Annotated in this window: 16 protein-coding genes; 14 read left to right on the top strand and 2 right to left on the bottom strand. The window is 58.7% G+C overall.

Going from position 1 to position 16,826, the window contains the following annotated elements; all coding sequences use genetic code 11:
* The first annotated feature begins 126 nt into the window (after positions 1-126).
* The 12 genes from FHT76_RS30340 (at position 127) to FHT76_RS30395 (ending at position 12,083) form a co-directional block, all read left to right on the top strand.
* On the top strand, positions 127-789 hold the full coding sequence (locus FHT76_RS30340) for an NADPH-dependent F420 reductase (RefSeq protein WP_183864618.1): 663 nt from the start codon (positions 127-129) through the stop codon (positions 787-789).
* Between the two features lie 263 nt (positions 790-1,052).
* The gene (locus FHT76_RS30345; protein ID WP_210296783.1) at positions 1,053-1,274 is read left to right on the top strand and encodes a hypothetical protein; all 222 of its coding nucleotides are present in this window, start codon (positions 1,053-1,055) and stop codon (positions 1,272-1,274) included.
* Positions 1,275-1,404: 130 nt separating this feature from the next.
* Positions 1,405-1,689, top strand: coding sequence for a YciI family protein (locus tag FHT76_RS30350; protein ID WP_183864617.1), 285 nt, complete (start codon positions 1,405-1,407; stop codon positions 1,687-1,689).
* A 324-nt stretch (positions 1,690-2,013) separates the two neighbouring features.
* Positions 2,014-2,679, top strand: a complete 666-nt coding sequence (locus FHT76_RS30355; RefSeq protein WP_183864616.1) for a nitroreductase — start codon at positions 2,014-2,016, stop codon at positions 2,677-2,679.
* A gap of 796 nt (positions 2,680-3,475) precedes the next feature.
* Positions 3,476-5,971 carry a PAS domain-containing protein gene (locus FHT76_RS30360; RefSeq protein ID WP_259130410.1) on the top strand — a complete coding sequence of 832 codons (2,496 nt, stop codon included), beginning with the start codon at positions 3,476-3,478 and terminating at the stop codon, positions 5,969-5,971.
* A gap of 132 nt (positions 5,972-6,103) precedes the next feature.
* Positions 6,104-6,721 carry a response regulator transcription factor gene (locus FHT76_RS30365; RefSeq protein WP_259130412.1) on the top strand — a complete coding sequence of 206 codons (618 nt, stop codon included), beginning with the start codon at positions 6,104-6,106 and terminating at the stop codon, positions 6,719-6,721.
* Between the two features lie 632 nt (positions 6,722-7,353).
* Entirely contained in the window at positions 7,354-8,289 is a 936-nt protein-coding gene (locus FHT76_RS30370) for an MBL fold metallo-hydrolase (RefSeq protein ID WP_183757183.1), read from the top strand.
* 279 nt (positions 8,290-8,568) lie between these two features.
* Positions 8,569-9,027 carry a carboxymuconolactone decarboxylase family protein gene (locus FHT76_RS30375; protein WP_114712384.1) on the top strand — a complete coding sequence of 153 codons (459 nt, stop codon included), beginning with the start codon at positions 8,569-8,571 and terminating at the stop codon, positions 9,025-9,027.
* A gap of 106 nt (positions 9,028-9,133) precedes the next feature.
* Positions 9,134-9,535, top strand: coding sequence for a cupin domain-containing protein (locus FHT76_RS30380; RefSeq protein ID WP_183864614.1), 402 nt, complete (start codon positions 9,134-9,136; stop codon positions 9,533-9,535).
* Positions 9,536-9,957: 422 nt separating this feature from the next.
* Positions 9,958-10,719 carry a carboxy-S-adenosyl-L-methionine synthase CmoA gene (gene cmoA, locus FHT76_RS30385; protein WP_183864613.1) on the top strand — a complete coding sequence of 254 codons (762 nt, stop codon included), beginning with the start codon at positions 9,958-9,960 and terminating at the stop codon, positions 10,717-10,719.
* An 11-nt stretch (positions 10,720-10,730) separates the two neighbouring features.
* Complete coding sequence (locus tag FHT76_RS30390) at positions 10,731-11,480, top strand: isoprenylcysteine carboxylmethyltransferase family protein (protein ID WP_183864612.1); 750 nt, start codon at positions 10,731-10,733, stop codon at positions 11,478-11,480.
* 408 nt (positions 11,481-11,888) lie between these two features.
* On the top strand, positions 11,889-12,083 hold the full coding sequence (locus FHT76_RS30395; protein ID WP_246712767.1) for a hypothetical protein: 195 nt from the start codon (positions 11,889-11,891) through the stop codon (positions 12,081-12,083).
* Between the two features lies 1 nt (position 12,084).
* On the opposite strand, the gene FHT76_RS30400 is transcribed toward FHT76_RS30395, so the two are convergent.
* Positions 12,085-13,578, bottom strand: coding sequence for a mechanosensitive ion channel family protein (locus FHT76_RS30400; RefSeq protein ID WP_259186167.1), 1,494 nt, complete (start codon positions 13,576-13,578; stop codon positions 12,085-12,087).
* Between the two features lie 484 nt (positions 13,579-14,062).
* On the opposite strand from FHT76_RS30400, the gene FHT76_RS41290 reads away from it, so the two are divergent.
* Positions 14,063-14,509: a helix-turn-helix transcriptional regulator gene (locus FHT76_RS41290; protein ID WP_183864611.1), complete on the top strand. Its 447-nt coding sequence runs from the start codon at positions 14,063-14,065 to the stop codon at positions 14,507-14,509.
* Positions 14,510-14,643: 134 nt separating this feature from the next.
* Complete coding sequence (locus FHT76_RS30410; RefSeq protein ID WP_183864610.1) at positions 14,644-14,946, top strand: hypothetical protein; 303 nt, start codon at positions 14,644-14,646, stop codon at positions 14,944-14,946.
* Between the two features lie 295 nt (positions 14,947-15,241).
* On the opposite strand, the gene FHT76_RS30415 is transcribed toward FHT76_RS30410, so the two are convergent.
* Positions 15,242-16,765, bottom strand: a complete 1,524-nt coding sequence (locus FHT76_RS30415) for an aldehyde dehydrogenase (NADP(+)) (protein ID WP_259186174.1) — start codon at positions 16,763-16,765, stop codon at positions 15,242-15,244.
* Positions 16,766-16,826: the final 61 nt, after the last annotated feature.

Below are 16,826 nucleotides of genomic sequence, written 5' to 3' on the forward strand. Positions count from 1 at the left end.
GAAAACCAGATCCTGTGGCCTTAGCCACCATAGTACGGAATCGATTACTCTCGGAGAGAATCTGCTTGACGCGCAATGGCGTCGAGAACATTTTTGAGTTTATACGTCGACAGCTGTGAGGCTTAAATGTCCGGTTCAACATTGACACTTCTGATTGTGGGAACGGGCAATGTCGGAAGCGCCTTGGCGAAGCGGTTTGCAGGAACCTCGCATCAAGTCTTGCTGGGATCTCGGGATCATAAAACCGGGCAGGCTGCTGCGGAACAGCTTGGCGTCCGCGGAGGAGATGCGGCTTCCTTCGTCTCGGAAGCAGACGTGATTTTTATCGCCGTTCCATTTGACAATTTGCCGGAAACACTGGCTCGATTGGGAGCCATTGATGGCAAAATCGTTGTCGATTGCACCAATCCACTCACATCCGACTATATGCAACTTACAATCGGCCATACGGATTCGGCCGGAGAAACATGCCAGAGGCTTGCGCCACACTCAAAGGTCGTGAAAGCGTTTAATGCCATTTTCGCGGAGGTCGTGTCCGCCGACTCGTCGTACGGGAGCATCACGCCCCAAGTTTTCCTGGCGGGAGACGATGCCGACTCGAAGCAGCGGGTGGCGGCACTGGTTCGCGATATAGGGTACGATGCCATTGACACTGGCGGTATTGCATGTGCTCGGTACCTCGAGCCACTGGCTGAGCTAATTATTCAGCTGGCTTATGCTCAGGGTCGAGGCACCGCGTTCACTCCAATAATGCTTGCTGCCGCCAGTTCTACCCCTGTCGATCAGTGAGTTATATAGGGTTCGGAGACTGTCTTGATGAGCTCGACGGCCCAAGCTGATCGTTATGTGACGTCCCTCAACGGCGCCGTCGATCTAAGTCGCATTTCCGTTTCCGTCGATGGACTCCCGCCCGTGGCATCGAACCTTCCTACCGCTTGCCAGCACGAACACCCCTTTATGCATCCCGGCGCGCGGCCCTTCCGTAGACCTGCGCAACCGCGGTCTGGTGGACGCTAGCGAGGACGCCGCTCTACCTGATCAACCTGCTGACCATGCAGCGGACGGAGTACCATGTAGACGGTCCGCTCACCGCATTGGCCCGCGAAATACTGGGCTTTGGCGATACGGCAGAGCTTGGCAAGCGTGCCCAGGAGGCTGAAAAGAACTCGCACTACGCCAACGTGCGCTTCCAGCCGGAGTACGCACGTGCCCAAGACGTGCACGACGGTTATATTGGCTCGTCCCGGGAGCGTGTCAGCGTCGACGCTGCCTGACGATAACCGCGTCGGCGCCTTGAGACGCCGACGCGGTCACCACAGCCCGGGAGCGCAGTTTCATCAAGTCCGGCTACCGGCAGCCAATCGGTGAGGGCGGTGGCGTTGTCAGAAGTGGGGAGGGCTGTTCGTGCTTTATGTTGTTCACTGCCTCGATCATGAGAATGCTCAAGCGAAACGGCTTGCGAACTACGATGACCACAAGGCCTACCTGTCAACGGGTGCGATGAAAACAGTCGTCTCCGGTCCCGTCCTTGCCGACGACCATGAAACAATGATCGGTTCGCTGTTCATCTTCGACGCGACCACCAAGCAAGAAGTAGTTGATTTTAATGAAGACGATCCATTCAAGAGAGCAGGAGTTTGGAGGAGCGTCAGCATATATCCCTTCAACAAGCGGGTCGACAACCGGTGACGAGCCAGACGATCGCATAGTCTGGCTCCCGGCCATCAACAGCCCTTCATTTCCGGTCAAGAAACCAAGCGGTCGAGCTACTTGCTGCTGCTCCATGAGGTTCGCCACATGACACGATCTCCAGTCCCAGCGGATTTGCTTGGGGGCTATTTTACCGAGGCGAATTCCGTCGACGTGCCGTCGAGCTTCGAGGCTTCGGCCTCCAGTACTTGCGAGCGGACGATCTAGACATTTGGTTTGGGTTGTCGGTTGGTTTGGGCACGCGCTACTAGGCTTCGTGGCGGTTAGGCGAAGCGAATGGCCAGCCGCAAGGAGGCGATCATCATGGACGTATATGAAGCAGTCACAAGCCGACGGTCGGTGCGCGGGTTCAAAGACGAGCCCGTCCCACGGGAGGTGCTTGAGCGGGTGCTGACCGCCGCGGCCTGGGCGCCGTCCGGATCGAACATCCAGCCGTGGAATACTTACGTGCTGACCGGGGCGCCACTCGTCGAACTCAAGACGTGCGCGGTCGAGCGCGTGGCCCACGGCGACCAGTGGGACGAGCGACAGTACGAGATGTACCCGGCCACTTTGAAGTCGCCATACAAGGATCGCCGATCCGCTTTCGGACGTGAGCGCTACAGCGCGCTGGGCATTGCGCGCGAGGACTGGGAGGCGCGCCAGCGGGCGGCCATCGCCAACTGGAACTGCTTCGGCGCGCCCGCCGCACTGTTCTGCTACATCGATCAGGGCCTCGGGCGTCCGCAATGGGCCGACGTCGGCATGTATCTGCAGACCGTCATGCTGCTGCTGCGCGCTGAAGGATTGCATAGTTGCCCGCAGATGGCATGGTCGCAGGTACGCGAGACAGTCGCGGAGGTTCTTTCACCCCCGGAAGGGCTCATCCTCTACTGTGGCATGTCGATCGGGTACGAGGATCCCTCGGTGAGCTTTCCGCGGACGGGTCGCGTCCAGCTTGATGAGACGGTCACGTTTGTCGGAGATTAGCTGTCGTCTTGGGAGTCTCCGCGCTGGCGAAAAAGCACCAGCTTAACAGCAAATATGGTCGGCGCTGCAAAGCCGCACCCGAATTGAGACATCACCGGTCGCGGCTTTCGAGGGGTTCAGACCTGCTCGGTCCCGACTTCGCGATTGTAGGAGTAAACTTTGGTTCGGGTCTGGCAGCCCATCGGACTGTGACCCTCGGATCCCATCGGACCTGAACAGAAAAGTCTTAGTATCCGATGCTTGACCTCAAGCACGCCTACCTCTTCACCCGAGTTGTTGATCGGGGCGGTTTCGATCTGGCCGTTCCCAGCGCAACTGGCACCTGCGACTGTCAGGTCGAGTGTGTGAGCTTGAAAATACTCTCGGAGTGCAACTACTTCACCGCGCGGCCCGAAGGATTGCCGTAACCGCAGTCGGAGCCGCGTTCTATCGGTATGCTGTTCGAGCGGCTCCCAGCGCAATCCTCGCCAGAGCCGCGCTTCACGCAGAAGCTGATCGCTGCGAGGTGGTACGGTGCTCAGCATCCTGACTTATCTAGATCCTTCCCGACAACAGGAACAGGGCGCGACTCATCGCCATATTACGGACATGAAACATCCGTAATATATGAACTACGCATCCAATGGTCAGAAAATCCATCCCGACGTCGTTCGCATTGGATGCTTGCCCCGCTGCGCGGGATCCTAACCGGTCCTCCGTGCAGGAGTGGCGTCGATCGATAGTCGCGAGAGTCGACCACCATGTGCCTGCTGAGCAAGCGGTTCAATTGTGGGATGGTTTGGACTCAGGAGTTGCAATGATCCTCAGCAAAGCGCTTTTCTTGAAGCGCGATAACGTAGGAATCGCGGCCATTGCCGCCGGATTGGCGGTGTGTTGGTTGACACAGACACCGTTCGCCATGGTGGCCCCGATCGGCCTAGCTTTTTTTCAAGACCGGACGAGCACCGTTCAAATTCTGAACGCGAGCCTCGCCGTCGCGGTGACCATCTCAATGTTTGTCATCGAAAGCCACGGATCGGGCCGCCCCGCGATATGGGGTGCACTCCTTTCGCTTACTTTCCTAGCCGTTGCGGCTTTCTACGCAGCCAACGCCAAGTCCGGCCGCGTGAGAAAGGGAACCGGACGCCGTCCACAAAGACGCCAGCCGATTGATGCCTCGGCGGAGTTTTTGGGTCTTATGCACCCGCACGACCGCGCCACGGCTGAGCAGGCTGCTGCACGGGCGTTTTGGACTGGCGTCCCTCAGGTGATGAGATTCCGTCTCAGGCAGCAGGATGGCAATTACGTGTGGAGCGAAGTTCGCACCGATCCCACCTACGGCGTGCGCGGGAATGTCGATGTCCTGTCTACCGACGAGGAACAACCGATGTGCATTGACGGCGAACGGCTTGACGCTGCTGGTTTGGGACCGGTTCGGGCGGCGCACGTTGTCGAGGAGCTGTTCGGAAATGGGTGGGCGTTCGATGCCGAGGGGCGGTGGATCTATCTGCCGTTGTTCGCTCAGGCCACGCTCGGCAAGACACCGGACGAGCTAAATCGCTCCTTGGACGATGGCTATATCGCCTGGAAGCAGTTGCTTCATCCCGACGAGTACGATGCGGTAGCTGAAAAATGGTCTCATTCGATAAGGACCGGCGAGCCATTCAACGCCGAACATCGCATCCGACGCAAATCTGGTTTCGCGTGGGCCAGAAGCGCCGCCAGGTCGGTTCGCAACAAAGGGGGCCTGATCGTTGGATGGTACGGCACATCGATTGACATCGACGTACAGCGAAAGACCCTGTCGGACCTGAAAGCGCGAGAGCAAAGTCTCACGCAACTCATCGATATGGTTCCGGGCCGGCTCTGGATGCTTGCACCGGACGGACAACCGATATTCCACAACAAGCGTCTGACCGACTACCTCGGTTTCGCCATCCCCGACGTTCGAACAGAAGGGACGGCATCGCTGGAACTCAATGTGGAGCAGGTTATCCATCCCGACGACATCGAGAGCGTCACAGCAACACTGCAGCGCTCCCTTGCCACCGGAGTTAGCTTTTCAAGTCGTTACCGGGTTCGTCGATCAGACGGCGTGTACCGCTGGATGGAGGGGCGCGCGGAACCTTTCCGGGATCAAGATGGGCGAATCCTCCAATGGTATGGGATTTCTCATGACATAGACGGCCAGATAAATGCTGAAGATGCGCTCAGTCGAAGTGAGCGGCATCTCCACGGACTGCTCGATGCCCTGCCGATACAAGTCTGTAGCTGGCTGCCGTCTGGTGAGATGACCTACATCAATAAGCGGTATTCGGATGCACTCGGGTTCGCCGATGCCAACTTTTCCGACTTCCTGGCCACCGCACGCGCGCTGATTCATCCCGATGATGTGGAAAAGGTTTCCAGGACAGCCGCGCATTGTCTTAGTACAGGGCAAACCTTCGCCTTCCGGTACCGTCGTCGCTCGAGCGACGGATCGTTTCGCTGGCTCGACAGCAGGTTTGAGCCGCTTCGCGATGAAAGTGGAACTATTTCCGAATGGTACGGTCTCGTCATCGATGTCGATGATGAGGTCCAGGTACAGGAAAAGCTGCGCGCCGCTCAAGTGGAACTGGCCCGCGCAAGTCAGGCGGCCACCCTTGCCGAACTCTCCGCATCGATCGCCCATGAGGTGGCGCAACCGTTGGCGGCGCTCGTTTCGAGTTCGGACGCCTGCCAAAGGTGGTTGACGTCTGAGCCGCCGAACGTCGAGCGTGCATTGGGGACGCTGGAGCGCGTCATTCAGAGTGCAGATTCCGCCGTGGACGTGGTGGCGCGGATCCGCGCGCTGTTCAAACAGGGCGTGGACGCGCGGACGGTCTCGGACCTAGGGTCGGTGATCAGCAAAACGTGCGACCTCTTGGCCGATGAGGCGACCGGTCACCATGTCCGATGGGACGTGGTGATCGATGAGGGCTTGCCGGCTCTCACGTTCGACGAGGTCCAGATCCAGCAGGTTTTGGTCAATCTCATGCGCAATGCCATCGAGGCGATGGATAGTACTTCCGATAGGCGCATATTGACGGTCCGTGCTCGTCACTTGGACGGCGCCGTACGTGTCGAAATCGGCGACACTGGCCGTGGCATCGAATGTCCGGAGCGGATATTTGAGGCATTTTTCACCACCAAAGCTGAAGGCATGGGAATGGGACTGGCGATCTGCCGCTCCATCATCGAGTCGCATGGGGGGCGGCTGTGGGCTGAGGCTGTTGAGCCGCACGGCGCGAAATTCACCTTCACTTTGATGACTGACACAGCAATCCGGCCCTGAACCCAAACCAACGTTTACCATCACAAGGCAGAAACCAGTGATAAAATCACCTCACGAAGTAACTCCGCATGACAACCAGGCTAGGCCGATCGCGCGTCTAATGTCAGACAGGGCCACAATAGGCGAGGCGCCGTGAACTCATCTGTCGAACCCATCATCTACGTCGTCGACGACGATGAACGAATGCGGGAGTCGCTGTTGGATCTCTTCACGTTCGCCAAGAAGCGTGCGTCCGCCTTTTCGAGCGGAACAGAATTTCTGGAGCAGGCCAACACCAATGCGCCCGGTTGCGTGGTGATCGACCTGCATATGCCTGGAAGCACCGGTCTCGACGTGCAAAACCAACTCATTTCAATGGGCAGCAAGATGCCCGTCATCTTTTTGACTGGTCGGGCCGACGTACCTGCCACCGTCACTGCGATGAAGGCGGGGGCAACGGACTTCATAACGAAGCCGTTCGTCAATCAGGACCTGCTAGATGCCGTGGAGCGCGCTATTCGAGCAGACGGCGAGAGACGCAAATTGGATGCGGATCACAAAAGGCTGCAGGAACTCGCAGGAACGTTGACGCCACGGGAACAGGAAGTGATGCAAGCGGTCGCTAGCGGACTGATGAACAAGCAGGTCGCTTTTCAGCTTGGCATTTCAGAGATGACCGTGAAGCTTCACCGTATGAACGTCATGAGAAAAATGCACAGCCGGTCGCTGCCCGATCTTGTTCGGAAAGTCGAGAGCCTGCAGAAAGCCTGATTGACGGGTGGCTTGCACCGAGACCATCCATGTCGAGATCGCGTGTGACAGATGTCGACACTATTCGGCGGAGGCCAGCGCTTCGAATGTTGAGCGCAAGTCTGCATCGCCTCTGGCGCGTTTGGTGCAGGCTGGCATCATCCCCACGTCGACGAACACTGTCGTGGCCGGGTCTCACCGCACGTGGGCTCGTCCCGAGGCCGCCGATCTCGCCAAGTTGTATGCCTTGTTGGCACCTAACTACGGCGCTCTGATCGAAAGCTATCAGACGGCTCAGGACGTCGCTAAGGCCAAGGCCTAATCTGCCGCCGGAAGTCAGCGCCCTCCCAAGGCGCGCCGGCTTCGAATAGTTCACGCCTCTCGATATCGTCAGCTACTTCGTCCCAATGGATAAAAAGGACTGGTGTTGGTCACAACCTCCAGCCGCCGTTCCGCGCGCGCCGCGCTGTCCGACGAGCAGCCCAAACCTTTGTTTGGATTACGACGCGCGAAGGCGTGTGCAAGAGTGTCGAAAGCCGTCACCAAGCAGCGCTCAAACAAGCAGCAATCCAATGGGATTGAGCGCCAGTCCGTGACCGTGTGCCCCCGTCGCGACGGAGGTGGCAAGCAAACAAATAGACCAGGAGTTCGCAATGAACGTACAAAAGAAAATTTCCGAAGAAATCAACTTCCATCCCGGTAAGCCCGCTACAGGTGAGCTGGTTCCGTCTCGCTATGCACTGAAGATCGGCGACATCGACGTGATGGTTGTCAGCGACGGCGTGCTGCCGCTTCCCACCCAAATGTTGGGACACAATGCGGATCCCGCTAGTCGCGCGAGCTGGATGGCGGACCAGTTCTTGCCTCCCGAAGCGTTCGACTGGGCTCTGAATGCGGTCGTGGTGCGCAGCGGCGATCAAATCGTTCTCCTCGACGCGGGGTTGGGTCTCGATCCGAATTTGAACCTGCCGCGTGCGGGACAACTGCTTAAGCGACTGGAAGCTGCCGATATCGATCTGACAACGGTGACTGATCTTGTGCTCACCCACTTGCACATGGATCACATCGGCGGGCTTCTCGTCGAGGGGATCAAGGAAAAGCTTCGTCCCGACCTGCGGATCCACATCGCCGCCGCCGAGGCCAAGTTCTGGGAGGCACCGGACTTCACTCGCACAAACATGCCCGACGGCTTCCCCGCCGCGCTTGCGGCAACGGCGAAACGCTTCCTGGCCGAGTATCGCAGCTATCTGCGCCTGTTTGACGAGAAGCAGGACGTTGCTCCGGGCGTCGTCGCGCGTCGCACGGGGGGCCATACTCCGGGTCACTGTGTAATCCGCATCGCGTCTGGAGACGACGCGCTGACGTTTGCCGGAGACGCCGTGTTCGCGGTCGGTTTCGATCATCCCGATTGGTACAACGGCTTCGAGCACGACCCGGAAGAGGCTGCCAGGGTTCGGATCGGTCTCCTCCGGGAACTGTCGGCGAGTGGTGAACTGCTGGTGGCTACCCATCTCCCGTTCCCGTCGCTGGGGCGCGTGGCCGTAGACGGCGATAAATTCCGGTGGGCGCCCATGTACTGGGACTACTGACCGCTGCTGGGCGACGTGTAGGTACAGCTTTTGACAGCGTTTGAGCACTAGATCGTCAAGCGATTTACGCCGAGCCTTTACATCAAGCTTTCTCGTGCGGGGTCCGAGGCGACCTTTGCCTCGCACGGGAAACAGAGTCGATTCCATGAGCGGATTGACCGGCGCAGCCCTGTCGCGGCCATTTTATGCCGACCACCTGCACCAAACGCCGCGGTTTTTTGGAATTCTGGACGGCACACGCCAACACTTTCAACGACAGAAAATCTAAGGAAAAGAACAATGAGCAAGCGCCTCGACTACAACCAGATCGCCCCGGCCGGGATGAAAGCCCTCAACGGACTCTATGGCTACGCCACCACGCAGAGCAGCCTCCCCACGGAGCTGGTCGATCTTGTCTTCCTTCGTGTATCGCAGATCAACAACTGCGCCTTTTGCCTCGACATGCACACACGCGACCTCTTGAAGAAGGAGCAACCGATCGAGAAGATCGCGCTGGTGCAGGCATGGAGGGAAGCCGGGAATCTTTTTGACGCGCGTGAGCGGGCGGCCCTTGCCTGGGCCGAAACCGTAACACGCGTTGCCGAGACCGGCGTTCCCGACAGCGCCTACGAAGCCGCGCGTGCGGTGTTCGACGAACGCGAACTCGTCGATCTGACGCTCGCGACGGGCCTGATGAACGCCTATAACCGCATGGGAATCAGTTTCCGCACGACGCCACAGGCGGCGGTCGGAAAATAAGCCGGCGACGATGTTTGTGGATGTACATGCGTCCACAAGCATCCCATGACGCCACGACGGGGCGCTGTAGGACAAGGGGCGCTCCGGCAAACAAGGGGTTACGACAATGAAGTCAGTCTTGTTATCGCTCTGCGTGTCAAGCATGGTCTGTTCTCTTGGCACTTTGGCGGTCGCCGCCGATGCGGCAACGGTCACATCGCTTGTGAAAAAGGACCTTCCTGACTACCCCGGAAAGGAGGCGCTGATGATATCAGTCGAGTATCCGCCGGGAGGCTCCGATCCGATTCACAAACACGACGCACATGCGTTCATCTACGTTCTGGAGGGTTCAGTCGTGATGCAGGTGAGGGGAGAAAAGCAAGTGACCTTGTCGCCGGGAGAGACCTGGTACGAAGGCCCATCCGACATTCACGTGGTCGGCCGCAATGCAAGCACGACCAAGCCTGCAAAGTTCATCGTCTTGCTTCTCAAGAACAAGGGCGCACCGGTTCTCACGCCGGTGGAGTAACTGTCGGCCCACAGCTGTCACTAAGCAATGTTAGCCTTCGCTGCGCTGCCAACAGGTGAGGTCGGCTCAGCCCGGGACGCAAGCGCTACCGCGTCGGCCCCGGCCGGATAGCGCAGACGGCTCGATCTACTGTCGTTGACCGCTTGCCGGCACCGCCACATCGCCCTCCCTTGTTGTCAATATCGACGGCGGGACAGCCTAGCTTAATAGTCAGCACTGCCACCGATGTAGCTTTCGGTTGGTGTGCGTGTTCCCTCTGGTCCTTCGCCTGCAGGCTTGCCTTCAGGCGCCTCCTTCCTCCGCTTTTGTAAGGGGCAACCGCTTTCAGGTAGCCGTCAGAGTATTGTGACCAAATCGCGGTGCGCCGGGTGTGTTTGGGGAAAAGCACGCCCATCTGACATTGCTATACATTTGGAGCGGATATGACCGACCAGTCTAGCCGTCTTGTGCTGCATACGAATTCGCGTGACGAGGTCTTTGCCGACGAACGCAATGCTGTTGCGGACTTCTCATTCAATTCCACCGTCGCGAACGTCTTCGATGACATGGTCAGCCGCTCGGTTCCGTTCTATGGGGAGATGCAGCGGATGGTTTGCGAGCTGGCAGGGGATTTTGCCCAGCCCCAGTCGAACCTCTACGACATTGGCTGCTCAACGGCCACGACTCTCTTGGCACTCGACCACCTCGTCGACAGCCACGTTGATTTTGTCGGTATCGACAACGCTCCGGACATGCTCAAGAAGGCGGCTGAGAAGATCGAGGAATCGGGAACAAACCGATCGATCGAGCTTGTCACTGGCGACCTCCACAGAGGCTTCTCTGTGGAGAACGCCAGTGTCGTGACGATGCTGCTTACCCTGCAATTCGTACGTCCGCTTTTCCGCGAACGGGTCATGAAGACGATCTACGACGGTCTCAACGAACACGGATGCCTGCTGCTGATCGAGAAGTTGACTAGCGAGGACACGACCTTCAACAGGCTGTTCATCGACCACTACTACGATTTCAAACGGCGTAACGGATACTCCTCGATCGAAATATCGAAGAAGCGGGAGGCGTTGGAAAACGTCCTCATCCCGTACCGCCTTGAGGAGAACATCCAGTTGCTCAAGGAGGTGGGCTTCAAGAGCACGGAAGTATTCTTCCGTTGGTACAATTTCTGCGGCATCGTCGCGGTGAAGTGAGACAAAAGACCATGAAGATTCTCATGCTCGCCTTCGGGACTTTCTTTTTTAAGTACCGAAACCAGGCGTTTCCTCTTATCATCGTCGCATTGTTTATTGCCGCCCCGCCGACGACCACCGTTCTGGGTAGCGCGGCACTCGAGCAAACGAAGGACATCATTGCACTGCTCATCGTCCTAGCGGGTTTGGTGCTGCGCGCAACCGTTATCGGCTATGCCTACATCAAGCGCGGCGGCCTGAATAAGCGCGTGTATGCCAACGATCTGGTCACGGAAGGCATGTTCGGCGTTTGCCGCAACCCGTTGTATGTGGGAAACATGCTTATTTACGCGGGCCTCTTCCTGTTCCACGGCAATCCGGTGGTCGTTGTTGTCGGAAGTTTGCTGTTCGGGTTTATCTATCAGTGCATCGTCTACGCCGAAGAGGAGTTCCTCGCTAACAAGTTCGGGGAGGCCTACAGTGCTTATTGTCGGGATGTCCCCAGATGGGGACTGAAGCTGAGTGCGTTCTCGGCGTCCACCGAGGGAATGGCATTCAATATGAGACGAGTTATCGCCAAGGACTACTCGACCATGTCGTCGACGCTGATCGCGCTGTTGGCCACCGAGTTTTACAGGGTAGCGGCCGATTCCATAACCGATCAGGAACTTTCTTACGCGGTAGTGCTCGTAGGCCTTTTCGTCGGGGTAATTGCACTCACCGGTCTGGTGAGCTCGCTGAAAAAAATGGGAGTCTTTGACGAACTGACTGTCGCACGCTGAAAATGCCGGTCGAGGCTGACAACGACCTGGAGGGTGCCGACTAGAGAGCCGGAAGCCAGGACGAGCACCAGTACAAGGATCCTCAGATCATCTACCGGTCGAAGCAAGTTGAAGACGTCGTTCCGCCGCGAGCAGTGGCCTGCAGAAGATATTCACAAAGCATTAACCTGTCGATTTTCGCGGTCGCGTGCAGTCCGCGAAGTCGGCACTGTGCGAAAAGGTAGTAGGATTCAAATGTTCGCGAAGCCCAACAAAAAGGCTTGTGCCGCGTATCTCAGCCTAACGTCCGGTCCCCCGGATCTCTTCGCCAACGGGTTGCTGGGCTACTCCCTGCTTCAGGTCGCACTGTTGATCCGGGCAACGCCGTAGATAAGGAAGCAGCCGTTTGCGCCTTCTTACTGGGCGGCAATGCTAGGCACGATCGCGTTGGCTTCCGCCGCCATGAGGATGGTGTCCCGTGGCGGTGACAGTATCGGCGCCCAGCTCGCGCCGTATCTGTTCTTCTTTGCCAATGTGCTGGTGGCGGCGATTGCCGTAGGGACGATAGCACTGCTGGCACAGGGAAGGCTCTTGCCCAGGTCGCCCGTTCGAGCGGCCGAGTAGCTTAATGAGGAAGCCTGAACAGGTGCCGTATCTTGGCCGCCAGTGAAATCGGATGTGCCTCCGCGCCAGCGCTGCCATCTGCCTTGAGGTGCTCCTCGGTCTCCACGCGCTTCGCCAAGAGCTGGCTCAGTTCCTCCACGAGCGCAGGACGCTCGTGCATCACGCTCGCGAGATGGTCCTTCGAGATCTCATAGACGACGACGAAGGTGAGGGCGCGCATCGTGGCGGGCTCCGGCGCCCCCATCAGAACCCCACGTTCGCCGAATAGATCTCCGGGGGCCAGTCGGGTCAGCTCCTCGCGCCCGCCATCGTCATCGTCCAGCTCGACCGACACGACTCCGCTGCGCACAATCATCAGAGACGTCATTGAGGCATTCTGCGGTGCGATCACCGCCCCCTTCTTGAACGTGCAACGCGTCATGCTATTTGCGACCGTCTCCATCTCGTCTTCCGTGAGAGCCGAGAACAGCGGGATCGATGTCAGGAGCCGCCAAGGCGTGCCGGGATGTTTGGAAGAGTCTGACGACGTTGCTTCCATTAGAACGTTCGCCGCCGTCGAGAGCTGGATGCCTGCCGCCTTTGCATGCCGATAAACCAGGTCGAAGATCTCGTTCTTGGCAATTCCGGTTTGGCCGAGGCTGGCGACCTTGAAGGACAACTCGACCTCGACCGCGGAACCGTCGAGACCTGTGACTGACACGGACGGCGGAGGGAACTTCAGAATCGAGTTCGCGCTGAGGAGCACCGTTTTCATCGTCTCCTCGATGGCCGCTGGCGTTCGTGTCGGAAGTGCCCTGATGACCACCTTGGATCCATGGACGGAGTCAGTACCTGTGAGATTCGTCAGCGTGGCCTTGGCGAGTGTGCTGTTGGGAACGATCACCAGGTCGTTTGTGTCGTTCAGGAGATGCGTCGAACGCCAGTTCGTTTCGACCACCTGACCGCGGACGCCTCCTTCGACCTCGATCCAGTCGCCAACGGTGTACGGACGTCCAAGGTTCAGTGCGATCCCGGAAAAAACGTCGTTCAGGGTGCTCTGTAGTGCGAGACCCAGCACGATGGCGAAGACCCCGGAGGTAGCGATCAGGGTTCGCACCGGAAGGTCAAACACGAAGGCTATGATGGAGAGAGCCGCACCGAGATAGATAAAAGCGACCAGCAAGTCCTGGATCAGGCGTCCTTCTCGGGGCTTTCGCTCGAAGATGAGGTAGACGCGCACTGAGCTGGCCAGAACCATCGCACCGCCAACCCACCATGCTGCCTTGGCGATACCGATGAACGTCTTGTGCGTGAGATCTTCATCGACGACTCCCGCAGTCCAGGGAGCCACATCGTTGCCCACGAGCAAGATGGTGAGGATGACGAAGAATGCAATGTGAACGAGGAACCGCTGTGTCGGCTTCCCGCGGACGAGGGCTCTCGCGAACACCAGGACGAGGACAAGCGCCGCGAACTGGGTGATCGGATCGAGCGCAAGCTGCAGAACGTTGTCCATGGACGTCATCTTCACGTGGCCTGTTGATGTCCGCGCTATTGACAGTGCAGGAGCATCCCTCGTCAAGAAGGCGCGTGACTGGTTGGGACATGCAAAGGCATTCGGCCAGAGCACGCTCGGCCTCTTGAGGGGGCGGTAACGGCGTAAGGAGCGATGTAAGCGCTCTCGCCTATTGACGGTCATGCGCTCGGGAAAATCGCGAGCGGACGGGTAGCTGGCTTGACGGCCCGCCATTCGATGCCGAGCCAGATATAGCTCGTATCCACCCCAGGGGCTTTCGATTGCGTCGGATGTAGGTGTCTGGCGTGAAAGGTGGATTCCTGATGTCAGAAAGCCTGAATGCGGGAAGGCCCCCGATAGTTTGACGGGGGCCTTTGCCGGACTCGGGCGGGGGTGGTCGCCCACGTCCGCCGCAGCTACGATGTAGGAGTCGGGTCAGACCGCAACAACGGACGGTCGTCTTCAACGGTACAGATCGACGGACATGTTCAGCCAGAGCAAGGTCGTCGCAAGGCTTAAGGAAAGTGTGCTTCCGGTCGCATTGGAGGAACTGCTCTTCGCCAGGGCGGAGAAGCAGAGCATCGCCGTCAGGATAGCAGGTGTCTTCTACGACGATGGGTTCGCCTGCAACGTGGGCATCTCACTACACGACGCTTGGGGCCACCAGTACCTTTTCATGGTTTCCGGATCGGATTGCTCGCAAGCTGGGCTTGCCGATCTGGTCTTCGGGCTGATGACGGCTTTGGACAAGCTCACGCGCGGGAGTGGTGAAGCCAAACTGTTATCCCGTAGAGAGCTCGAATGTCTGCGTTGGTCGGCGGCAGGGAAGAGTAGTGACGAGATTGCAATTATCCTGAGCTTGAGCAGCCACACGGTCACAGCATACCTGAAGACCGCGATGAAGAAGCTGGACGTTAAAACGCGCGTGTAAGCAGTCGTCATGGCGTATCGGCTTAAGCTGCTTTGACCCGGATTGGGCGGTGCGGCCCTTATGCTGCCATCCTTTGTGGCGAACAACGGCCAGCCGACGTCCGGCCCTATACGAAATGACATGAGGAATTTTAGATGCTGAAGATCGCCATTGCCACAGCGACTGCACTGCTTGCCATTGCGCCACTGGCGCATGCATCAAGCGACGCGGCGTGGAACGCGCTCTATGCAAAGGCCAATGGCACCTGCATCGGGCAATCACGTATGGTGTCTCCAGAGGCGACTGCCCCAGTCGTTTTCGATGATGCCACCGCAAAGGTCGCTGTCCTGCTTAGAGAGAAGAACCCGAAGACGAAGAAACTCGTCAATGTGATCTGCCTGTACGACAAGAAGTCCGGCAAGGCGTCGATCGCTGAGTATCGATGGTTGGGTCAGTAATACAGTCTCGCGGCGCGCCTCCCGAAGCGAATTGCTGCTTCCGATATTCTCGGCGAAATCGCCCCAAACTTCAGGACAGTGCAGTCCTCTTGCGTCGGGCGATGCTAATTCGCGTCAGCACAACTGCGCCGTCGTATTCCGCGACGGCGTCTTTTCCGGTCGAGCAACGGCGCATACCCGAATCTTTCTTCCTGGACACGGTGCCCGTCCCCGACTCGGTCTGATAGGCCACGCCGGGGCGGCCCGACGTGTGAATGAGGGCCGCCGACGCAACGTTCGGCGGCCCTAGCCTCAACTATCGCAGCACCTCGGGAAGAAGTGTGCTTGAAAAGTCCTGGTAGGATACGGGCCTCAGGAAACGGTAGATGGCCAGCGTTCCGACGGATGTGGATCGACCGTCTGCGGTTGCAGGGTAGGGACCGCCATGGACCATCGCCGGAGAGACTTCGACACCCGTTCCGAAACCGTTTACGAGCAGGCGGCCCGCAAGCATCTCAAGCTTAGGAACGAGACGGCGAGCATCGGCCTCGTCGTCGTCGGAGACGAACAGTGCCACCGTCAGCTGCCCCTCCAGTGCGTCGATGACCGCTTCGAGTTCCGCAAGGTTCCGGCATCGAACGACGAGGCCAGCGGCGCCGAACACCTCATCTTGAAGCTCATGATGTTCCAGAAGCGCGGATGCGGTGGTCTCGAATAGAGCGGCCGTGCCTTCAAATTCGCTGCCGGGTTTCCCCGACGCGATGGCCCGCACTTCCGGATGCACGCGGAGGCGTTCGACGCCTTCGCAGAAGGCTCTGGCAATCGACGGGGTCAGCATCGCCTGGGGTGCGACCTCGGGCAGAAGTTCAGCCGTCCTCGCGACGAAGGCATCAAGCGCTTCACCATCTACGGCCAGCAGGAGGCCGGGGTTAGTGCAGAACTGTCCGGCACCGAGGATCAGCGAGGAGACGAACGCCGATGCGATGCTTTCGACGTCCCGTTCGAGTGCATTCGGAAACAGAATGACCGGATTGATGCTGCTCATCTCGGCGTAGACTGGAATTGGCTGGCGGAGCTTTGACGCAATATCCATCAACGCCGTGCCACCGCGGCGCGACCCGGTGAAGCCCACCGCGCGAATTCTGTGATCGGCAACGAGTTTCTGACCTACCTCGAAACCCGTGTCGAAAAGCAGGGAAAAGGTCCCGGGATGAAGGCGACAGACCGCCACCGCCCGCTGCACGGCGCGTCCTACGAGTTCAGACGTTCCCGGATGCGCAGAATGCGCCTTGACGACCACAGGGCAACCAGCCGCGAGCGCCGAAGCTGTGTCTCCACCCGCAACAGAGAAAGCGAGCGGGAAATTAGACGCGCCGAAGACTGCAACTGGTCCAATAGGGACATTGCGGAGGCGCAAATCTGGTTTCGGAACGGGCTTTCGGGACGGATCACCTTCATCGAAACGCAGCTCCTGGAAGCGGCCTGCGCGGACTTCCTTTGCAAACAGCCGGAGCTGCCCTGTCGTGCGGTTCCTTTCGCCCTCGAGCCTTCCGCGGGGAAGTCCGGTCTCCGACATGGCCCGGACGATCAGCTCGTCGCCGATCGCCTCGATTTCTGTGGCGATCTTTTCCAGAAATGCAGCTCTGCTTTCGAGGTTAGTCTCGCGATAGGATGCGAAGGCTTCCCACGCTTGCGCCGTTGCTGCCTCTACGTCGTCGGGCGACGCGCCTCCGAACGAGACGAGGAGGGATCTCCCGGTGGCTGCCTCAATCCCGTAAAAGTCGCCATTCGAGCCGCGCTTTTCCGTTCCCGCGACGAGCAGGCTTCCGTTGATTGTCATGATCGATGTTCCTTTCAGATGGCGGTAGCGGATATAGGAACTGAGGTTGCTTCTGTCACCA

It is taken from the genome of Rhizobium sp. BK176 (genome assembly GCF_024808055.1).